18 protein-coding genes are annotated in these 17,933 nt (G+C 69.6%); 13 read left to right on the forward strand and 5 right to left on the reverse strand.

Translation table 11 applies throughout. The annotated features are described in order from the left end of the window. The first annotated feature begins 69 nt into the window (after positions 1-69). On the forward strand, positions 70-1,593 hold the full coding sequence (zwf, locus tag MFF06_RS12420) for a glucose-6-phosphate dehydrogenase (protein ID WP_238204207.1): 1,524 nt from the start codon (positions 70-72) through the stop codon (positions 1,591-1,593). A gap of 147 nt (positions 1,594-1,740) precedes the next feature. On the opposite strand, the gene MFF06_RS12425 is transcribed toward zwf, so the two are convergent. Continuing rightward, complete coding sequence (locus tag MFF06_RS12425) at positions 1,741-2,238, reverse strand: outer membrane protein assembly factor BamE (RefSeq protein WP_238204209.1); 498 nt, start codon at positions 2,236-2,238, stop codon at positions 1,741-1,743. 177 nt (positions 2,239-2,415) lie between these two features. On the opposite strand from MFF06_RS12425, the gene MFF06_RS12430 reads away from it, so the two are divergent. The 12 genes from MFF06_RS12430 to MFF06_RS12485 all read left to right on the forward strand — a co-directional run bounded on the left by MFF06_RS12430 (position 2,416) and on the right by MFF06_RS12485 (position 13,885). Next, positions 2,416-3,000, forward strand: a complete 585-nt coding sequence (locus MFF06_RS12430) for a ubiquinol-cytochrome C chaperone family protein (protein ID WP_238204211.1) — start codon at positions 2,416-2,418, stop codon at positions 2,998-3,000. Beyond that, positions 2,997-3,515, forward strand: a complete 519-nt coding sequence (locus MFF06_RS12435; protein ID WP_238204213.1) for a YceD family protein — start codon at positions 2,997-2,999, stop codon at positions 3,513-3,515. Before MFF06_RS12430 ends, MFF06_RS12435 begins: the two co-directional genes overlap by 4 nt. Before the next feature lie 137 nt (positions 3,516-3,652). After that, positions 3,653-4,687, forward strand: coding sequence for a phosphate acyltransferase PlsX (gene plsX, locus MFF06_RS12440; RefSeq protein ID WP_238204217.1), 1,035 nt, complete (start codon positions 3,653-3,655; stop codon positions 4,685-4,687). A gap of 57 nt (positions 4,688-4,744) precedes the next feature. Continuing rightward, positions 4,745-5,725 (forward strand): beta-ketoacyl-ACP synthase III, encoded by a 981-nt coding sequence (locus MFF06_RS12445; RefSeq protein WP_238204219.1) that lies wholly within the window; start codon positions 4,745-4,747, stop codon positions 5,723-5,725. A 159-nt stretch (positions 5,726-5,884) separates the two neighbouring features. After that, positions 5,885-6,205, forward strand: coding sequence for an integration host factor subunit alpha (locus tag MFF06_RS12450; RefSeq protein ID WP_238204221.1), 321 nt, complete (start codon positions 5,885-5,887; stop codon positions 6,203-6,205). A gap of 84 nt (positions 6,206-6,289) precedes the next feature. Beyond that, entirely contained in the window at positions 6,290-6,793 is a 504-nt protein-coding gene (locus MFF06_RS12455; protein WP_238204224.1) for a MerR family transcriptional regulator, read from the forward strand. Positions 6,794-6,938: 145 nt separating this feature from the next. Continuing rightward, positions 6,939-7,358 (forward strand): hypothetical protein, encoded by a 420-nt coding sequence (locus tag MFF06_RS12460; protein ID WP_238204226.1) that lies wholly within the window; start codon positions 6,939-6,941, stop codon positions 7,356-7,358. A 219-nt stretch (positions 7,359-7,577) separates the two neighbouring features. Beyond that, positions 7,578-7,973, forward strand: a complete 396-nt coding sequence (locus tag MFF06_RS12465; protein WP_238204469.1) for an Ig-like domain-containing protein — start codon at positions 7,578-7,580, stop codon at positions 7,971-7,973. Between the two features lie 229 nt (positions 7,974-8,202). Beyond that, complete coding sequence (locus tag MFF06_RS12470; protein WP_238204227.1) at positions 8,203-10,155, forward strand: PrkA family serine protein kinase; 1,953 nt, start codon at positions 8,203-8,205, stop codon at positions 10,153-10,155. Between the two features lie 97 nt (positions 10,156-10,252). Beyond that, positions 10,253-11,548, forward strand: a complete 1,296-nt coding sequence (locus MFF06_RS12475) for a YeaH/YhbH family protein (protein ID WP_238204228.1) — start codon at positions 10,253-10,255, stop codon at positions 11,546-11,548. A gap of 143 nt (positions 11,549-11,691) precedes the next feature. Continuing rightward, a complete protein-coding gene (locus MFF06_RS12480) occupies positions 11,692-13,263 on the forward strand; it encodes a SpoVR family protein (protein ID WP_238204229.1) in 1,572 nt (523 codons plus the stop codon). A gap of 196 nt (positions 13,264-13,459) precedes the next feature. Beyond that, on the forward strand, positions 13,460-13,885 hold the full coding sequence (locus tag MFF06_RS12485; RefSeq protein ID WP_238204230.1) for a PaaI family thioesterase: 426 nt from the start codon (positions 13,460-13,462) through the stop codon (positions 13,883-13,885). A 102-nt stretch (positions 13,886-13,987) separates the two neighbouring features. Here MFF06_RS12485 and MFF06_RS12490 read toward each other — a convergent pair whose 3' ends face one another. The 4 genes from MFF06_RS12490 to glyA form a co-directional block, all read right to left on the reverse strand. Then, positions 13,988-14,608 carry a riboflavin synthase gene (locus MFF06_RS12490; RefSeq protein WP_238204231.1) on the reverse strand — a complete coding sequence of 207 codons (621 nt, stop codon included), beginning with the start codon at positions 14,606-14,608 and terminating at the stop codon, positions 13,988-13,990. Positions 14,609-14,611: 3 nt separating this feature from the next. Then, positions 14,612-15,712: a bifunctional diaminohydroxyphosphoribosylaminopyrimidine deaminase/5-amino-6-(5-phosphoribosylamino)uracil reductase RibD gene (gene ribD / locus MFF06_RS12495; RefSeq protein WP_238204233.1), complete on the reverse strand. Its 1,101-nt coding sequence runs from the start codon at positions 15,710-15,712 to the stop codon at positions 14,612-14,614. After that, positions 15,709-16,242 carry a transcriptional regulator NrdR gene (gene nrdR / locus MFF06_RS12500; protein WP_238204235.1) on the reverse strand — a complete coding sequence of 178 codons (534 nt, stop codon included), beginning with the start codon at positions 16,240-16,242 and terminating at the stop codon, positions 15,709-15,711. Before nrdR ends, ribD begins: the two co-directional genes overlap by 4 nt. A 222-nt stretch (positions 16,243-16,464) precedes the next feature. Next, a complete protein-coding gene (gene glyA / locus MFF06_RS12505; RefSeq protein ID WP_238204237.1) occupies positions 16,465-17,769 on the reverse strand; it encodes a serine hydroxymethyltransferase in 1,305 nt (434 codons plus the stop codon). Between the last annotated feature and the right edge of the window lie 164 nt (positions 17,770-17,933).

Here is a 17,933-nt window from a genome sequence, read left to right on the forward strand (position 1 = left end):
GAACGCGCCCCCGCACACCGGGTTGACCCGCCGATTTCGCTGCGGTGCCGCAGCCGGAAGGGATCCCCGATGCCGCACACAACGCCCCTGAAGGACAAGGCCGCCTGCGGGACGAAGCCCGCCCCGCCCTGCACCCTCGTCATCTTCGGCGCGGGCGGCGACCTGACCAAGCGCCTGCTCATGCCCTCACTCTACAACCTCGCGGGCGCGGGGCTCCTGCCCGAGGGCTTCTCGATCCTCGGCGTCGATCACGGCGACGGCACGGACGAGACCCTGCGCGACGGCCTCACCCGGACGATGGAGGAGTTCAGCAAGGACCCGACCTCCGAGTTCCACGCGGCGAGCATCGACCGTAAGAGCTGGGGCTTCATCCGCGACCGGCTGCATTACCTGAAGGGCGACTTCGAGAAGCCCGAGACCTTCCAGGCGGTGAAGGAGGCCGTGAAGGGCAGCGCCGTGTTCTACTGCGCCGTGGCCGCCCGGTTCTTCGGCACCATCGTCGACGGGCTGGGCGAGGCGGGCCTCCTGAAACAGGAGGAGGGCACCTTCCGCCGGGTGGTGATCGAGAAGCCCTTCGGTTCCGATCTCGCCTCGGCGCGGGAGTTGAACGCCCGCATCCTCCGCCAAGCCGACGAGAGCCAGTTCTACCGGATCGATCACTTCCTGGGGAAGGACACGGTCCAGTCGATCATGGCCTTCCGCTTCGCCAACGGGCTCCTGGAGCCGGTCTGGCGGCGGGAATACATCGACAGCGTCCAGATCACCGCCGCCGAGACGGTGGGGGTGGAGGAGCGCGGCGGCTTCTACGAGCCCACTGGCGCACTCAGGGACATGGTGCCCAACCACATGTTCCAGCTGCTCTGCATGGTCGCCATGGAGCCGCCGAACTCCTTCGAGGCCGAGGCCGTGCGCTCGGAGAAGGCCAAGCTGGCCGAGGCCGTGACGCCGATCCCGCCGGAGGATGCGGTGCGGGGCCAATACACGGCGGGCACCTCCGAAGGGCGGCAGGTGCCCGGCTACCGGGACGAGCCGCACGTCGCCGAGGACTCGCGGACCGAGACTTACATCGCCCTCAAGCTCCACATCGAGAACTGGCGCTGGGCGGGCGTGCCCTTCTACATCCGCACCGGTAAGCGGATGACCGGGCGGCGCACGGAGATCGCGGTGCTGTTCAAGCCCGCGCCGTTCAAGCTGTTCGAGGAGACGCCTACCGACGACCTCCGTCCCACGGTGATGCGCATCACCATCGACCCCGAGCACGGGATCAGCACGGAGTACAACGTGAAGGTGCCGGGGCCGGAGATGAAGATCGGCCGGGTGCGAACGGCGTTCAAGTACAGCGACTTCTTCGCCGATACGCCGAATGTCGGCTACGAGACCCTGCTCTACGATTGCATGATCGGAGACGCGACGCTGTTCCAGCGCGCCGACAACATCGAGGCGGGCTGGGCGGCGGTGGACCCGCTGCTCTCGGGCTGGCCGCAGGCGACCCCCGCCCCCTACGCCGCCGGCAGCGCCGGCCCGAAGGAAGCCGACGACCTCCTGGCCCGCGACGGGCGCCACTGGCTCGGAATCGACGGGACGACGGATTGAGCGTCAGCGTCTCTGCGAGCGCGGCGACGCCGTCCCGGGCTGCGCCGGGTTCGGAGGCGCCCCCCGCCAACCCTGGGGCGCCTCGCTGCCGCTCGCAATGAGGGGGCGAGAGGGATCGGCCGTGCCGACCCTCCGCCCGCCGGCGGACTACTGCCCGCGGCTCGCGCCGGGGACGATGCTGGTGCCCGAGCCCGAGCCGAAGGGCTCGTAGCGGGTGAGGCCGCGGAAGAGCTGGCTGAGGAAGGCGCGATCCTGGCCGCTCGTCGGCGTCGTGCGCTCGATGAAGTCGAACACCCGCCCGTCCTGCAGGCCATAGAGCGCCACGCGCTCGACCTTGAAGCCGGTGGTGAAGTAGACGGCGATGACCTTTTGGTCCTGGACGGTCTCGCCGAGGAACATCACCGGGCGGGTGGTGTTCTGGGAGATGTAGTACCAGGACTTGTTGCCCACCGTGGAGACCGTGGAGGGCGTGCCGAGGATCTGGAGCACCTGCTCCGGCGCCATGCCGGGCCTGACCGTGGCCAGCGCCGCCTGATCCACCTGGTAGCCGTGGCGCAGCTCTTCGCCCATGCAGCCGGACAGCCCCGCGCCGACGAGGCCCACGAAGGCCAGGCGCGCGAAAGACGAGACGAGACGGCGCCGCATCGGCCCCCCAGGATCGTTGTTGACGGCCAGCGCGGCGCGGATCGACCACACGGAAATGCGGCCACGCTTGCGCCCTGGACGGCGATTGGCCTACCGCGAGGATATGGCTTTGACAAGGCAAGCGTGGCCACACTCCCGGTGTGACGTGAGGCCCGTGCAGCGGGAGGCGCGGCACTAATGTGGGGATTCTTCCGGCGCGGCGGGGCGCGCCGCCGCCTGATCGTGGGCCTGCACGGCGCGATCTCGGACGCCGCCCGGCATCCGGCCCTCTATACCGGACTGCACGTGCCGGACACGGTGGAGGGGCGTTTCGAGTCCCTCAGCCTCCACGTCTACCTCGTGCTGCGGCGCCTCGACCGGTTGCCCCCGCCGGCCGCCGATGTGGCCCAGGAACTCGTCGACTCGATCTTCGCGGAGCTCGATGCCAGCCTCAGGGAGCTCGGCGTGAGCGACATGGGCGTCGGCAAGCGGATGAAGAAGCTCGGCGCCTCCTTCTACGGGCGGGTTTCGGGCTACGACGAGGCCATGAAGGCGCAGGCCGGGGGCGACGCGGCGCTGCGCCACGCCCTCGCCCGCAACATCCTGGGCGCGGCCGGGGCGGGGGAGGAGGATCTGGCGGCGGCGCCGCTGGCCCGGTATGTGCGCGCAGCCGAGGCCGCGCTGGCACGGGCCGACCTCGACGCCCTGCTGACGGCCGGGCCGCCCTTCCCCGATCCGGGCGCCTTCGCGGGCGCCCCCCTGACCGAAGACCGACCGGCATGAGTCCTCGCCCCGCCTCCCCCCTGTCGCGCCCGGTGGATGTCGGACGCCTGCCCCGCGGCCGCGCCGAGGTGACCGTGGAGGCGACGCCGGAGGAATGCGCGACGCTGGCCGCGGATTTCGGCATCCCGGCGTTGCGCGACCTCGTGGGGCGCTTCGTCCTGTCGGGCACGACGACCCGCCTCACCGTCACCGGCACCGTGGAGGCGCGGGTGACGCAGGTCTGCACCGTGACCCTCGAACCCTTCGAGTCGTCGGTGCGCGAGCCGGTGGAGGTGGTCTACAGCGACGTGCCGCCCTCCGAGGAGCCGGAGGAGGACGCGGCCGAGAACGCCCCCGAGCCGCCCGACCCGATCGTGAACGGGCGGATCGACCTCGGCGCCCTCACCGCCGAGTTCCTCGCGCTCGGCCTCGATCCCTATCCGCGCAAGCCCGGCGTCGCCTTCGAGCCCGTCGCCTCCGGCGAGGAGAGCGGCGCCTTCGCGGCCCTCGGCCGCCTGCGGAACGGGCAGGACTGACGCGTCGTCCGGCACGCGACGAACCATTCGGCCGCCGATTTCGTTTGCCCGCGCGGCGGGCATCGCTATGGTCCGCCGCGCCCGGCCGCCCCTCGGTCGCCGGGTTCCTTCCCGCCGAGGCCGCGAACACCAAACCGATGTCCGACCGCGTCCGCATCTCGCTCGACGCCATGGGAGGCGATCACGGCCCCGCGACGGTGGTGCCCGCCGCCGCCCTGGCCCGTGAGCGCCACCCCGGCATGACCTTCCTGCTCTTCGGCGACGAGGCCGTGCTGGCGCCGCTGGTGGCGGCCGAGCCGCGTCTCAAGGATTGCGTCGAGATCCGCCACACCACGGTCTCCGTCGCCATGGACGACAAGCCGAGCCAGGCCGTGCGCCAGGGGCGCGGCAAGTCCTCCATGTGGCAGGCGATCCAGGCCGTGCGCGACGGCCAGGCCGCGGCCTGCGTCTCCGCCGGCAACACCGGCGCGCTGATGGCGATGTCCAAGATCTGCCTGAAGACCATGTCCGGCATCGAGCGCCCGGCCATCGCCTGCCTGTGGCCGACGGTGCGGGGCGAGAGCGTCGTCCTCGACGTCGGCGCCACCATCGGCACCGATGCCGAGCATCTGGTGGAGATGGCGGTGATGGGCTCGGCCATGGCCCGCATCGTCTTCGACCTCGACCGGCCGACGGTGGGCCTGCTCAACGTCGGCACCGAGGAGATGAAGGGCAACGAGGCGGTGAAGGAAGCCGCCCGGATGCTGCGCGAGATGGAGGCCGGGGGCCTGACCTACCACGGCTTCGTGGAGGGCACGGACCTCGGCAAGGGCACCGTGGACGTCGTCGTCACCGAAGGCTTCACCGGTAACATCGCCCTCAAGACGGCGGAGGGCACCGCCAAGCAGATCGGGGCCTACCTGCGGGCCGCGATGACCCGGACGCTGTCGGCCAAGATCGGCGCCTTCTTTGCCCGCCACGCCTTCAAGGCGCTGAAGGACAAGATGAATCCCAGCCGGTCCAACGGCGGCGTGTTCCTCGGCCTCGAGGGCATCGTCGTGAAGAGCCACGGCTCGGAGAACGCGGCCGGCTTCGCGGCGGCCATCGATCTCGCGCACGACATGGCCCGCCAGGACATGATCCGCACCATCCGCGAGATGCTGGACCAGACGCCCGCCCTGGCCCCGGCCTGAACGGCGCATCGGAGAGGGGCGGGCCGGACGAGGGGCCCGCCGAAAAAGGACCAAGCCATGTCAGCTCTGGCCAAGCCAGCCCTGCGTTCCGTCGTCGTCGGCACCGGATCCTGCCTTCCCGGCCGGGCGGTGACCAATGCGATGCTCGCCGAGCGGGTCGAGACCTCGGACGAGTGGATCGTCCAGCGCACCGGCATCCGCCAGCGGCACATCGCGGGGGAGGGCGAGACCACCGTCAGCCTCGGCACGCAGGCGGCCCGCGCCGCCCTCGACGCGGCGGGGCTCGGCCCCGAGGCGATCGACCTCGTGATCTGCGCCACCTCCACCCCGGACCACACTTTCCCCGCCGCCGCCACGGAGATCCAGGCGGCCCTGGGCATCGGCCGGGGCGCGGCCTTCGACCTCCAGGCGGTCTGCGCCGGCTTCGTCTTCGCGCTCACCACCGCCGACAAGTTCCTCTCCACCGGCGCCGCGAAGCGCGCGCTGGTGATCGGCGCCGAGACCTTCTCCCGCATCGTCGATTGGGAGGACCGCACGACCTGCGTGCTGTTCGGCGACGGGGCGGGCGCCGTGGTGCTCGAGGCCCGGGAGGAGGGTGAACGGGGGGTTCTGTCCTCCTCGCTCCGCTCGGACGGGCGGCACCGGGACAAGCTCTACGTCGATGGCGGCCCCGGCTCCACCGGCACCACGGGGCACCTGCGCATGGAGGGCAAGGACGTCTTCCGATTCGCCGTCGGCCAGGTGACCGACGTGATCGTGGACGCCTTCGAGAAGGCGGGCCTGACCGCCGACGACCTCGATTGGTTCGTGCCCCACCAAGCCAACCGCCGGATCATCGAAGCCTCCGCCGACAAGCTCGGCATCGCCCGCGAGAAGATCGTCATGACGGTGGACCGGCACGGCAACACCTCCGCCGCCTCGATCCCGCTCGCCCTCGACGTCGCCGCCCGGGACGGGCGCCTCAAGCCGGGCGACCTCGTGATGATCGAGGCGATCGGCGGCGGGTTCAGCTGGGGCGCGGCCCTGATCCGCTGGTGAGCCGGAGGGGAATGTTGGGCCCAGGCGCAGGCTGCGGTTGACCACGCAGACGCGGCGGATTAGCGTGCGGGATCATAGAGATAAACCCCGAACGGCGCGGCAGCCCAGGCTGCCCGCGGTCGTTTTTCGGGTGGATTCGAGCCGGTGAGGGGACGAGGCATGGCAGGCAAGACGGTGACGCGCGCCGATCTGAGCGAGGCCGTCTACCATCAGGTCGGGCTGTCGCGGACCGAGTCCGCCGCCCTCGTCGAGACCGTCCTGTCGGAGATCTGTACCTGCCTCGCCAACGGGGAGACGGTGAAGCTCTCCTCGTTCGGCTCCTTCGTGGTGCGCAGCAAGGGCCGCCGGGTCGGCCGCAACCCCAAAACCGGCGTGGAGGTGGCGATCGAGCCCCGGCAGGTCATGGTGTTCAAGCCCTCGAACGTCCTGAAGGCCCGGATCAACGGGCAGGCCGACGGCGCCCTCGACGACGACGAGTGAGGCCCCTGCCGCTGCGATGAGGCTTGAGCGGCGCCGGTCCTGACGCCAAGATCGACCGCGAACACGGATTTCAGCCGAATCACGATGCCCCACGCCCTCGCCGCCCTCGACGAACCCTCCGCGGCCCCGGAGAAGAGCGCGGGCGCCTTCCGCACGATCGGCGAGGTGGCCGAGACCCTGGACGTGCCGCAGCACGTCCTCCGCTTCTGGGAGAGCCGGTTCGGTCAGATCCGCCCCATGAAGCGGGCGGGCGGACGCCGCTACTACCGGCCCGACGACGTGGACCTCGTGGCCGGCATCCGGCACCTCCTCCACGTGCAGCGCTACACGATCAAGGGCGCGCAACGGGTCATCCGGGAGAACGGCGTCCGGTTCGTCCAGGCCGTGGGCCGGGGCGAGGTCGTCGCCGGCCCCCCGCTGGTGCAGGATCTCGACGCGGGCCAGGAGGCGGGGATCGACGCCCTGCCGCCCTACGACCCCGCCACGGCGCCCCTGCCCGCCACCGATCAGGCGGCCCTGGAGGACGCCCTCGGGGAACTGCGCGCCTGCCGCGCCCTGCTCGACGCGGTGCGATTTCCGCCGGAGTGACAGGTCCGGGCTGCTCGAGCCTGGGCCTCGGTCCCCGGCTTGGCGCTCGATCGCAGGCTTGGCCCTTGGTCGCGGTTCGTGCCCTGCGGAGGGTTCGTCCTGCCGTAGCCCTGAACTTCGCGGCGAGCCCGGCGTTAGAGGCCGCATGGCAGCGCCCCGCCCGAAGCTGACCCCGAGTCAGGAGTTGATGACCCGCCTGTTGCGGATCGTCCGCGCCTGCCCGGAGGCGGCCGCCGAGGTGCTCGAACTGATCACCCTGGTAAGCCAGGTCGAGGCGGCGACGGCGGTGGATCCCCGCTACCGCGACGCCCGCCGGGTCATTGCACGGCTGCGCACGCCCCTGTGGGACATGGGGCCGGCCGACCGGGAGACCCTGCGCGCCGCCGCCGAGACGATTCGCCGGGTCTGCCGGCTGAAGGAGGACGACATCCCGGCCTCCCCCACCGCCGATGCCGGAGAACGGGAGCGAATCAGCGAGCGCCTCGCGGCGGCGCTTGGCGGCGAACTCTCGCCGACGCAGCTCGCGCGGGTCACCGGGGTGGTGGCCGCCGCGCTGCAGGAGTGAGGGGCCACCGCCGTCGCGGGCATCCCTCCGTCCGCGCGGGCGGCGCGGGCCTCGGCCCGTTCGCCCCGAGGTGACGCGTCCCCCTCGACGCGGCCTTCCCACGTCCCCACATCACCCTCGTGCGTCCGCCCCGACGGACGCGACTGGAGAGATGACGCCGTGACGATCGCTTCCGCCCTTCCCTTCGGTCGCGCCGCGGCGCTCGCCGGGGCCCTGCTGATGGCCGGACCGGCCTCCGCCCAGACAACCGTGACCCGGTCCAAGTCGGTGGCGGCGGGCCAGACGGTGCGCCTTGAGATCGCCCCCAACCTCAAGAAGGATTGCAGCCCCGGCCCGATGCCGGAGTTCAAGGTGTCCGGCGCGCCCAAGAACGGCTCGGTGATCACCAAGGTGGGCAAGCTGAAGACCCCGGCGAGCTACCGCTGCCCGAACAAGGAGGCCGCTGTTCAGGCCTTGTTCTACCAAGCGAATTCCGGTTTTACCGGTACTGACGAGGTGACGTTCGAAGTCAAGACTTCCGACGGACAGGTGCAGACGCAGACGATCAAGATCACCGTCGGCGGCGCCAATGCCAAGCCGGGGACCGATGCCAAGAAAGAGGGCACCGATCTCTGAACGAGAGGCAATCGAAACCCTGCCATGCATCGTTTTTCGGCGACACACGCCGCGTTTAACGATGACAACCTGCGCGGTCGTTCCCCTAGCCTGATATTCAGGCCGAAGAGTGTTGCACGCAATCACCATGATTGCGGCGTCTTCGCCGCGCTGCGACAAATGGCGGGCGTGTCGGTTGCATCCGAGCCGGGACAGGATGAAGCTGTCCCGGTCTGAGAGGGTGACGCGAATGCCTATGCAAGCGACGAACGACCTCTTCCAGAGCTTCGCCCGCGGCTACGAAGCGCGCCGCGACACGGAGATGAGCCTCTCCGAGTTCCTCGAAGCCTGCCGCGACGAGCCCCTGATGTACGCGTCGGCGGCGGAGCGCATCCTGGCGGCGATCGGCGAGCCCGAGTTCGTGGACACCGCCAAGGATTCGCGGCTGGGCCGCATCTTCATGAACCGGACGATCCGGACCTACCCGGCCTTCCGGGAATTCTACGGCATGGAGGAGACGATCGAGCGGATCGTTTCCTTCTTCCGCCACGCGGCGCAGGGGTTGGAGGAGCGCAAGCAGATCCTCTACCTGCTCGGGCCCGTGGGCGGCGGCAAGTCCTCCCTCGCGGAGCGGCTGAAGCTGCTGATGGAGGTCCACCCCATCTACGTGCTCAAGGCGGGCGACGAGGTGTCCCCGGTCTTCGAGAGCCCCCTCGGCCTCTTCGACCCCGAGGTGATGGGCGAGGAGATCCAGCGCCGCTACGGCATCCCGCGCCGCCGCCTCACCGGCCTGATGAGCCCCTGGGCGCTGAAGCGCCTGGACGAGTTCGAGGGCGACATCTCCCGGTTCAAGGTCATCAAGGTGCGCCCCTCGCGCCTGCGGCAGATCGGCATCGCCAAGACGGAGCCGGGCGACGAGAACAACCAGGACATCTCCAGCCTCGTCGGCAAGGTCGATATCCGCCGCCTGGAGACCCTCTCCCAGGCGGACCCGGACGCCTACTCCTATTCCGGCGGCCTCAACCGGGCGAACCAGGGCGTCCTCGAATTCGTCGAGATGTTCAAGGCGCCGATCAAGATGCTCCACCCGCTGCTGACGGCGACGCAGGAGGGCAACTACGTCGGCACCGAGAACATCGGCGCGATCCCGTTTACGGGCGTGATCCTGGCCCACTCGAACGAGGCCGAGTGGCAGACCTTCAAGACGAACAAGAACAACGAAGCCTTCATCGACCGCATCTACGTCATCAAGGTGCCCTACTGCCTCCGCGTGACGGAGGAGCAGAAGATCTACGACAAGCTGATCTCCGGCTCGGAGCTCTCGACCGCGGCCTGCGCCCCGGGCACCCTGGAGATGCTGGCCCGGTTCGCGGTGCTCTCGCGCCTGCGCGACCACGCCAACTCGAACCTGTTCTCGAAGATGCGGGTCTACGACGGCGAGTCGCTCCGCGAGGTCGATCCCCGCGCCCGCTCCATGCAGGAATACAAGGACTCGGCGGGCGTCGACGAGGGCATGGACGGGATCTCGACCCGCTTCGCCTTCAAGGTGCTGGCCGCGACCTTCAACCACGACACCACCGAGGTGTCCGCCGACCCCGTGCACCTCATGTACGTGCTGGAGCAGTCGCTCCGCCGGGAGCAGCTGCCCCCGGAAACCGAGAAGAAGTACCTGGAATTCATCAAGACGGAGCTCGCGCCCCGTTACGCCGAGTTCATCGGCCACGAGATCCAGAAGGCCTACCTCGAATCGTATCACGATTACGGCCAGAACCTGTTCGACCGCTACATCGACTACGCCGACGCCTGGATCGAGGACCAGGACTTCAAGGATTCCGAGACCGGGCAGCTCATGAACCGGGAGCTCCTGAACCAGGAGCTGACCAAGATCGAGAAGCCGGCCGGGATCGCCAACCCCAAGGATTTCCGCAACGAGGTGGTGAAGTTCGCCCTGCGCTCCCGGGCGCAGCACGGCGGCCGCAACCCGAGTTGGACGAGCTACGAGAAGCTGCGCGAGGTGATCGAGCGCCGGATGTTCTCGCAGGTCGAGGAGTTGCTGCCGGTCATCTCCTTCGGCTCCAAGAAGGACGGCGAGACCGAGAAGAAGCACGGCGAGTTCGTCGATCGCATGGTCGATCGCGGCTACACCGAGCGGCAGGTCCGCCGCCTGGTGGAATGGTACATGCGGGTGAAGCAGGCAGGGTGAGGCGCGACGCGCCGAGCCCTCAGCCGCCACAGTTTCGGACGACCGGCAGGAGAGACTCCTCTCCGGCCGGACATGCGGGCGAGGGTTCAGGCACCTGATGCATATCGTCGACCGACGCCTCAATCCCGGGGGCAAGAGCCTCCCGAACCGTCAGCGCTTCCTGCGCCGCGTCAAGGACGTGGCGCAGCGGGCGGTGCGCGAATCGGCCCGGGAGAACGACATCAAGAACCTCGGCAAGGACGGCCGCGTCACGGTGCCGGCGGATGGGGTGCGCGAGCCGCGCTTCAGCCGCCAGCCGGGCAGCGGACGTCACGACCACATCCTGCCGGGCAACAAGACCTACGTGGAAGGCGACACGATCGAGCGCCCGCCGGGCGGCGGCGGGGGTGGCGGCGGCTCCGGCGAGGGGGGCGACGGCAGCGAGAACAGCGAGGACGCCTTCCAGTTCGTCCTGACCCGCGACGAGTTCCTGGAACTGTTCCTGGAGGATCTGGAACTGCCGGACCTCGCCAAGCGCCGCCTGTCCATCGTCGAGACGGAGGGAATGCGCCGGGCGGGCTACACCATTACCGGCTCGCCCGCGAACCTCGCGCTGACCCGCACGCTGCGCAACTCCATGTCCCGGCGCATCGCCCTCAAGCGGCCGAAGCCCGAGGAGGTCGAGGCCCTGGAGGCGCGCGTCGCCGCCCTCCACGAGGGGGACCCCGCCCGGGCCGACCTCGAGCAATCCCTGGCGATGCTGCGGGAGCGCTCCAAGCGAATCCCCTACGTCGATCCCATCGACCTGCGCTTCCGCCGGTTCGAGCCCTACCCGCGCCCCATCGCCCAGGCCGTGATGTTTTGCCTGATGGACGTCTCGGGCTCGATGACCGAGCACATGAAGGACCTCGCCAAGCGGTTCTACATCCTGCTTCACATCTTTCTCACCCGGCGCTACCGCCACGTGGAGATCGTGTTCATCCGCCACACCGACCGGGCGACGGAGGTGGACGAGGAGACCTTCTTCGGCTCCCGCGAAACCGGCGGCACGCTGGTCTCCTCGGCGCTGATCGAGATGAAGCGGGTCATCGCCGAGCGCTACGACCCGAACGATTGGAACATCTACGCGGCCCAGGCCTCCGACGGCGACAACGTGTCGAGCGACGGGCCCACCGCCACCGACCTGCTGCGCGCCGACATCCTGCCCGCCTGCCAGCACTTCGCCTATCTGGAGGTGGGCGACGAGAACGGCCCCCGGGCCGGCTTCGTGGAGCACCGCACCACCCTGTGGCGGACCTACGAGGCCATCGCCAAGGCGGGCGGCCCCATCGCCATGCGCAAGGTCAACCACCGCCGGGAGATCTACCCCGTGTTCCGGGAGCTGTTCAGCCGCAAGGACAAGGCGGAGGCGTGAAAGTCACGCCCCCTCCTCCCCCTTGTGGGGAGGAGCCGGAGGTGGGGGTGGTTCAGGAGGCACCGTTGCGGTCTTTCCGGCACCACCCCCACCCCTACCCCTCCCCACAAGGGGGAGGGTGACGCGTTGAGGAAGAGGGTGCCATGGTCGCCTCCACGATCGGATCGAAGACCAAGCCGGTGATCCGCGCCGACAAACCCCTGTTCACCGGCAACGACTGGGATTTCGACACCATCCGCCGCATCCACGATGCCTGCGAGGAGCAGGCCCGGCTGCTCGGACTGTCGTGGTATCCGAACCAGATCGAGATCATCACCGCCGAACAGATGCTGGATGCCTACGCGTCCATCGGCATGCCGCTGTTCTACAAGCACTGGTCCTTCGGCAAGCATTTCGCCCAGCATGAATCCGGCTATCGCCGGGGCCTGATGGGGCTCGCCTACGAGATCGTCATCAACTCCGACCCGTGCATCTCCTACGTGATGGAGGAGAACTCGGCGACCATGCAGACGCTCGTCATCGCGCACGCCGCCTTCGGGCATAACCACTTCTTCAAGAACAACTATCTGTTCCGGCAGTGGACCGACGCCGAGGGCATTCTCGACTATCTGGACTTCGCCAAGGGCTTCATCGCCCGCTGCGAGGAGCGCTACGGCCACCAGGCGGTGGAGCAGATGCTCGACGCCGCCCACGCCCTGATGAGCCAGGGCGTCCACCGCTACCCGCGCAAGAAGCGGCCCGATCTCGCCTCCGAGCAGCGCCGGGAGCGGGAGCGGGTGGAGCACGGCGAGCAGATCTACAACGACCTCTGGCGCACCCTGCCGACCAAGCCCGGCGCCGCGCCCTCCGACATGGCCGCCGAGCGCCGCAAGGCCCTCCTGGAACTGCCGCAGGAGAACATCCTCTACTTCCTGGAGAAGGTGGCGCCGCGCCTGCGGCCCTGGCAGCGGGAGATCCTGCGGATCGTGCGACTCGTGGCGCAGTATTTCTACCCGCAGCGCCAGACCAAGGTGATGAACGAGGGCTGCGCCACCTACGTCCACTACCGGATCATGAACGCCCTCTCCGAGACCGGCCAGATCACCGAGGCCGCCTATCTCGAATTCCTGCAATCCCACACCAACGTCATCCGTCAGCCCAACTACGACGACCGGTCCTATGGCGGGCACAACCCCTACGCGATCGGCTTCGCGATGATGCAGGACATCGCCCGCATCGCGGAATATCCCACGGCCGAGGACCGGGAGTGGTTCCCCGACATCGCCGGCCGGGGCGACGGCATGGAGATCCTGCGCGACTGCTGGGAGAACTACCGCGACGAGAGCTTCATCGCGCAGTTCCTCTCGCCGAAGCTGATGCGCGACCTGCGCCTGTTCCACGTGATCGACGATCCCGAGGAGGATGCCTTGCGGGTGGAATCGATCCACGACGAGCGCGGCTACCGGCGGCTGCGCCGCTCCTTCGCCCGGCAATACGACGTGGCGTGGCTCGACCCCGACATCGAGGTGGTGGACGTGGACCTCGAGGGCGACCGCCGCCTGATCCTGCACCACAAGACCCTGAACAAGATCACCCTGCAGAAGGATGACGCCAAGCGCGTGCTCCAGCACCTCGCCGACCTCTGGGGCTACGACGTGGTGCTGAAGGAGGTGGAGCCCGCCACCGGCACGGTGCTGAGCGAGATGAGCGCGAGCGCGCGGCCGATCTTTTTTTAGGGATGTCGACCGCGCGGGGAGAATCGGTCCACCGACGTCGAGTCCCTCCGTCATTGCGAGCGCAGCGCAGCAATTCAGGGACGGAGGACCGCTTCACGACGTTGGCGCATCCCTGGATTGCTTCGCTGCGCTCGCAATGACGGCGAGGGTGGCAATACCCATTGCCCCACCCTCCGCAACCGTGCTGCATGAGCCCATGACGACGCTCATGACGCTCACCGAGACCCAGGACTTCCTGGACCGCGAGTTTCCGCAGATGCAGGCGGGGGGGCGGGCCTATCACTTGGAGGCGGTGGGGCCGCTCAGCGCGCGGATGCGCCTCGAAGCCCATGAGCGCTTCCTGCGGCCGGGCGCCACCGTCTCGGGCCCTGCCATGATGGCGCTGGCCGATTACGCGCTCTATGCGGCGATCCTCGCCAATATCGGCCCCGTGGCGCTGGCGGTGACGACGAACCTCGCCTTCAACTTCCTGCGCAAGCCCGCCTCGGGCGACCTCGTGGCCGAGTGCCGTCTCCTCAAGCTCGGACGGCGGCTCGCCGTCGGCGAGGTGGCGATCACGGCCTTGGGCAACCCCGATCTCGTCTGCCACGCGACGGGGACCTATTCGATCCCGCCGCGATAGCCATCGTCATTGCGAGCGAACGCGAAGCCATCCAGCAGCGCCACGTCTTCAGGCGTCCCGCAGCCCTGGATTGCTTCGCTGCGCTCGCAAGGACGGGAGAGCTTAACCCCGCGCCTCGGAGAGTCGCGCGGCGTAGCGCGCGATCAGGTCCACCTCGAGATTCACCCGGTCCCCCGCCCGGCGGTCGCCCCACGTGGTGACCTGTAGCGTGTGCGGGATGAGCAGCACCGAGAACAGGTCGTCCGCGACGGTGTTGACGGTGAGCGAGGTGCCATCGAGGCAGACCGAACCCTTCTCGGCGATGAACCGGGCCAGCGCGGCGGGAGCCCGCAGGGTGAAGCGTTCGCTCGGACCCCAGGCCCCATCCGTGACGGTCTCGTGGGTGACGATCTCGGCCACCCCGTCCACATGGCCGGTGACGAGATGGCCGCCGAGTTCGTCGCCGATCTTCAGGGAGCGTTCGAGGTTGATGCGGCGGCCGGGGGCCCACTCCCCGACAGTGGTCCGCGCCAGGGTTTCGGCCGCCGCATCGACGTGGAAGACGCAGCCGCCCTCGGTCGGCGCGATGGCGACGGCCGTGAGGCACGGGCCGGAACAGGCGATGGAGGCACCGAGCGCGATGCCGGCGGGATCGTAGGCGCAGCGGATCGCGATGCGCCGGAGGTCTCCCTCCCCCTCCACCGAGAGAACCGTGCCGACGTCGCTGACGAGACCCGTGAACATGCCTCAAAGGCTCCGTTCGTAAGTGATGGCCCGGTCGCGGCCGAGGACCCGGTCCTCGGCGACGGCGAACCCGCCGATCCGGCGGGCCAGCGCGGCTCCCACGGCCGGCAGGCCGCCTGCCGGCCCGGCCGGGTCCGGCCCGGTCATGAGGGTGACCGTGTCGATCAGATCGGCCTCGGCCAGCGCCTCCGCAAGGCGGGGGCCGCCCTCGGTGCACAGGCGGGTCAGCCCGCGCTCACCGAGCCGGGCGAGGGCGGCGGGCAGATCGATGCGGCCGCTCGCCTCGGCGGGGACCGGCATCACCTCGACGCCCAGGGATTCCAGGGCCCGGCGGGCATGGGCCGGGGCCGAGCGGGTGGTGAGCACCAGCACCGGGACGTCCCGGGCGGTGCGGGCCAGCACGCTGGCGGGAGAGAGGCGCAGCGCCGAATCGAGGACGATCCTCAGGGGCGAGCGCCCGGCGAGCCCGGGCAGGCGCACCGTGAGCGAGGGGTCGTCCGCCCGCGCCGTGCCGATCCCGACGAGGATGGCGTCGGCATGAGCGCGCCAGAGGTGGACCGCCCCGTCCGCCACGGGGCCGGTGATGCGCAGCCGCTCCGTGCCGGCCCCGGCGGCGAAGCCATCGGACGTGCGCGCGAGCTTGAGGTGGACCATGGGCCGCCCGAGGGTCATTCGGGTGACGTGGCCGCGATGGTCGCGGGCCGCCTCCTCCCGGCGCAGCCCGGTCTCGACGGCCACGCCCGCCGCCCGGAGGTTCGCGTGGCCCCGCCCGGCGACGCGGGGATCCGGATCGTCCAGGGCGGTGACGACGCGGGCGATCCCGGCGGTGACGATGGCATCGCAACAGGGCGGCGTCCGGCCGTGATGCGAGCAGGGCTCCAGCGTGACGAAGAGCGTCGCGCCACGGGCCGCAGCCCCGGCCTGGGCGATGGCCTGGGGCTCGGCATGGGGACGCCCGCCCGGCGCGGTGGCGGCGGCGCCGAGGATGGTGCCGGTCTCCGGTGCGACGACCACTGCGCCGACGGCGGGGTTGGGCCACGTCGTGCCGAGCGCCCGGCGGCCGAGGGCGAGCGCGAGGCCCATCGTGTTCGCGTCGCGCGTCATGGTTTGCCCGTCCGGCGTTTCGGCGGCGGTGCCGGCTCGGGCGCGGGCGACTCCGGCGGCGGATCGGCGGAGCCTGCCAGCGTGCCGCCCAGCGTCCCGAGCAGATCCTCGAAGTCCTTGGCCTCGCGGAAGTTCTTGTAGACCGAGGCGAAGCGCACATAGGCGATGTCGTCGAGGCCCTTCAGCCCCGCCATCACCAGTTCGCCCACCGCCTCTGAGGAGACCTCCGCCTCGCCGGAACTCTCCAGTTGGCGGGTGATGCCGCTGACGAGCCGCTCGATCCGCTCCGGGTCAACGGCGCGCTTGCGCAGCGCCACGTCGATGGACCGCTGGAGCTTGTCCCGGTCGAACGGAACCCGCTTCCCCGAGCGCTTGACCACGGTGAGTTCGCGCAGTTGCACCCGCTCGAAGGTGGTGAAGCGCCCCGCGCAATCCGGGCAGACCCGGCGGCGCCGGATGGCCGCGCCGTCCTCGGAGGGGCGCGAATCCTTCACCTGGGTGTCGGACCCGCCGCAATAGGGACACCGCATCGGGCGGGTACTCTCGCGAAAAACGAAAACGGCCGCGGACCACAGCGATCCACGGCCGTCTCGTAACAAAGGGTCGGGGTGCCGGGAAGGGCGGCGCGATCCTGCTATCCACGCCGTCATCGCGAACGAAGTGGAGCGACCCAGGGCTGCGGGCCGCTACCATGAGTGGCGCCGCCCTGGATTGCTTCGCTCCGCTCGCAATGACGGCGGAGCGGTGGACGTTTAGCCGTAGATCGGGAAGCGGTCGGTCAGGGCGTGGACCTTCTGCTTCACGCTCTCCTCGACGGCGCTGTCACCGGCCTCGCCCTTGGCGGCGAGCCCGTCCAGCACCTCGACGATGAAGCCGCCGATCTGCTTGAACTCGGCGACGCCGAAGCCGCGCGAGGTGCCGGCCGGGGTGCCGAGGCGGATGCCCGACGTGATGGTCGGCTTCTGCGGATCGAAGGGAACGCCGTTCTTGTTGCAGGTGATATGCGCCCGCGACAGGGCCGCTTCCGCCGCCTTGCCGGTCAGGCCCTTCCGCTGGAGATCGACCAGCATCAGGTGATTGTCGGTGCCGCCCGACGTGATGTCGTAGCCGCCGGAGATCAGCGTGTCGGCGAGCGCCTTGGCGTTCTCGACGATCTGCCGGGCGTAGATCTTGAACTCGGGCTTCAGCGCCTCACCGAAGGCCACGGCCTTGCCGGCGATCACGTGCATCAGCGGGCCGCCCTGGATGCCCGGGAAGATCGCCGAGTTGAACTTCTTCGCCAGGGCCTCGTCGTTGGTGAGGATCATGCCGCCGCGCGGGCCGCGCAGGGTCTTGTGCGTGGTGGTGGTGGCGACGTGGGCGTGCGGGAACGGCGACGGATGGACGCCGGCCGCCACGAGGCCCGCGAAGTGGGCCATGTCCACCATGAAGTAGGCGCCCACGGAATCGGCGATCTCGCGGAACTTCGCGAAGTCCCAATGGCGCGGGTAGCCCGAGCCGCCGGCGATGATCACCTTCGGCTTGTGCTCCTGCGCGAGCTGGGCGACCTGCTCCATGTCGATGCGCTGGTCCTCGCGGCGCACGGTGTAGGACACCGGCTTGAACCACTTGCCCGAGACGTTCGGCGGGGCGCCGTGCGTCAGGTGGCCGCCGGCCGCGAGATCGAGGCCGAGGAAGGTATCGCCCGGCTGCATCAGCGCCAGGAACACGCCCTGGTTGGCCTGGGAGCCGGAATTCGGCTGAACGTTGGCGAAGCCGCAATCGAACAGGCGCTTGGCGCGGTCGATGGCGAGATCCTCGGCGATGTCCACGAACTGGCAGCCGCCATAGTAGCGGCGGCCCGGATAGCCCTCCGCGTACTTGTTGGTGAGCACCGACCCCTGGGCTTCCAGGACCGCGCGGGACACGATGTTCTCCGAGGCGATCAGCTCGATCTCGTGCTGCTGGCGGCCGAGCTCCTGCTCGATGGCGCGGGCGAGCTCCGGATCGGTCTCCGTCAGCGGCGCGGCGAAGAAGCTGTTCGACAGGTGATTGGTGGCGGCGGTGCCGGCGCTCATGGCGTGCCTCTGTGTCTCTTGGGATCCCCGCGTTCGTTGCGAGCACGGGCGGGCGTTTCTAACCGCGAGTCCTACACGCGGCGCCCGCCGAGGCCAAGCGCAGGCATTTTTCGGAACGGGTGAGAAAAATTGAAAGGGGCACCCCGGTCCACCGTGCGGGAGCG

Origin of the sequence: Methylobacterium aerolatum, assembly GCF_022179085.1 — a bacterium.
Taxonomy (GTDB): domain Bacteria; phylum Pseudomonadota; class Alphaproteobacteria; order Rhizobiales; family Beijerinckiaceae; genus Methylobacterium; species Methylobacterium aerolatum.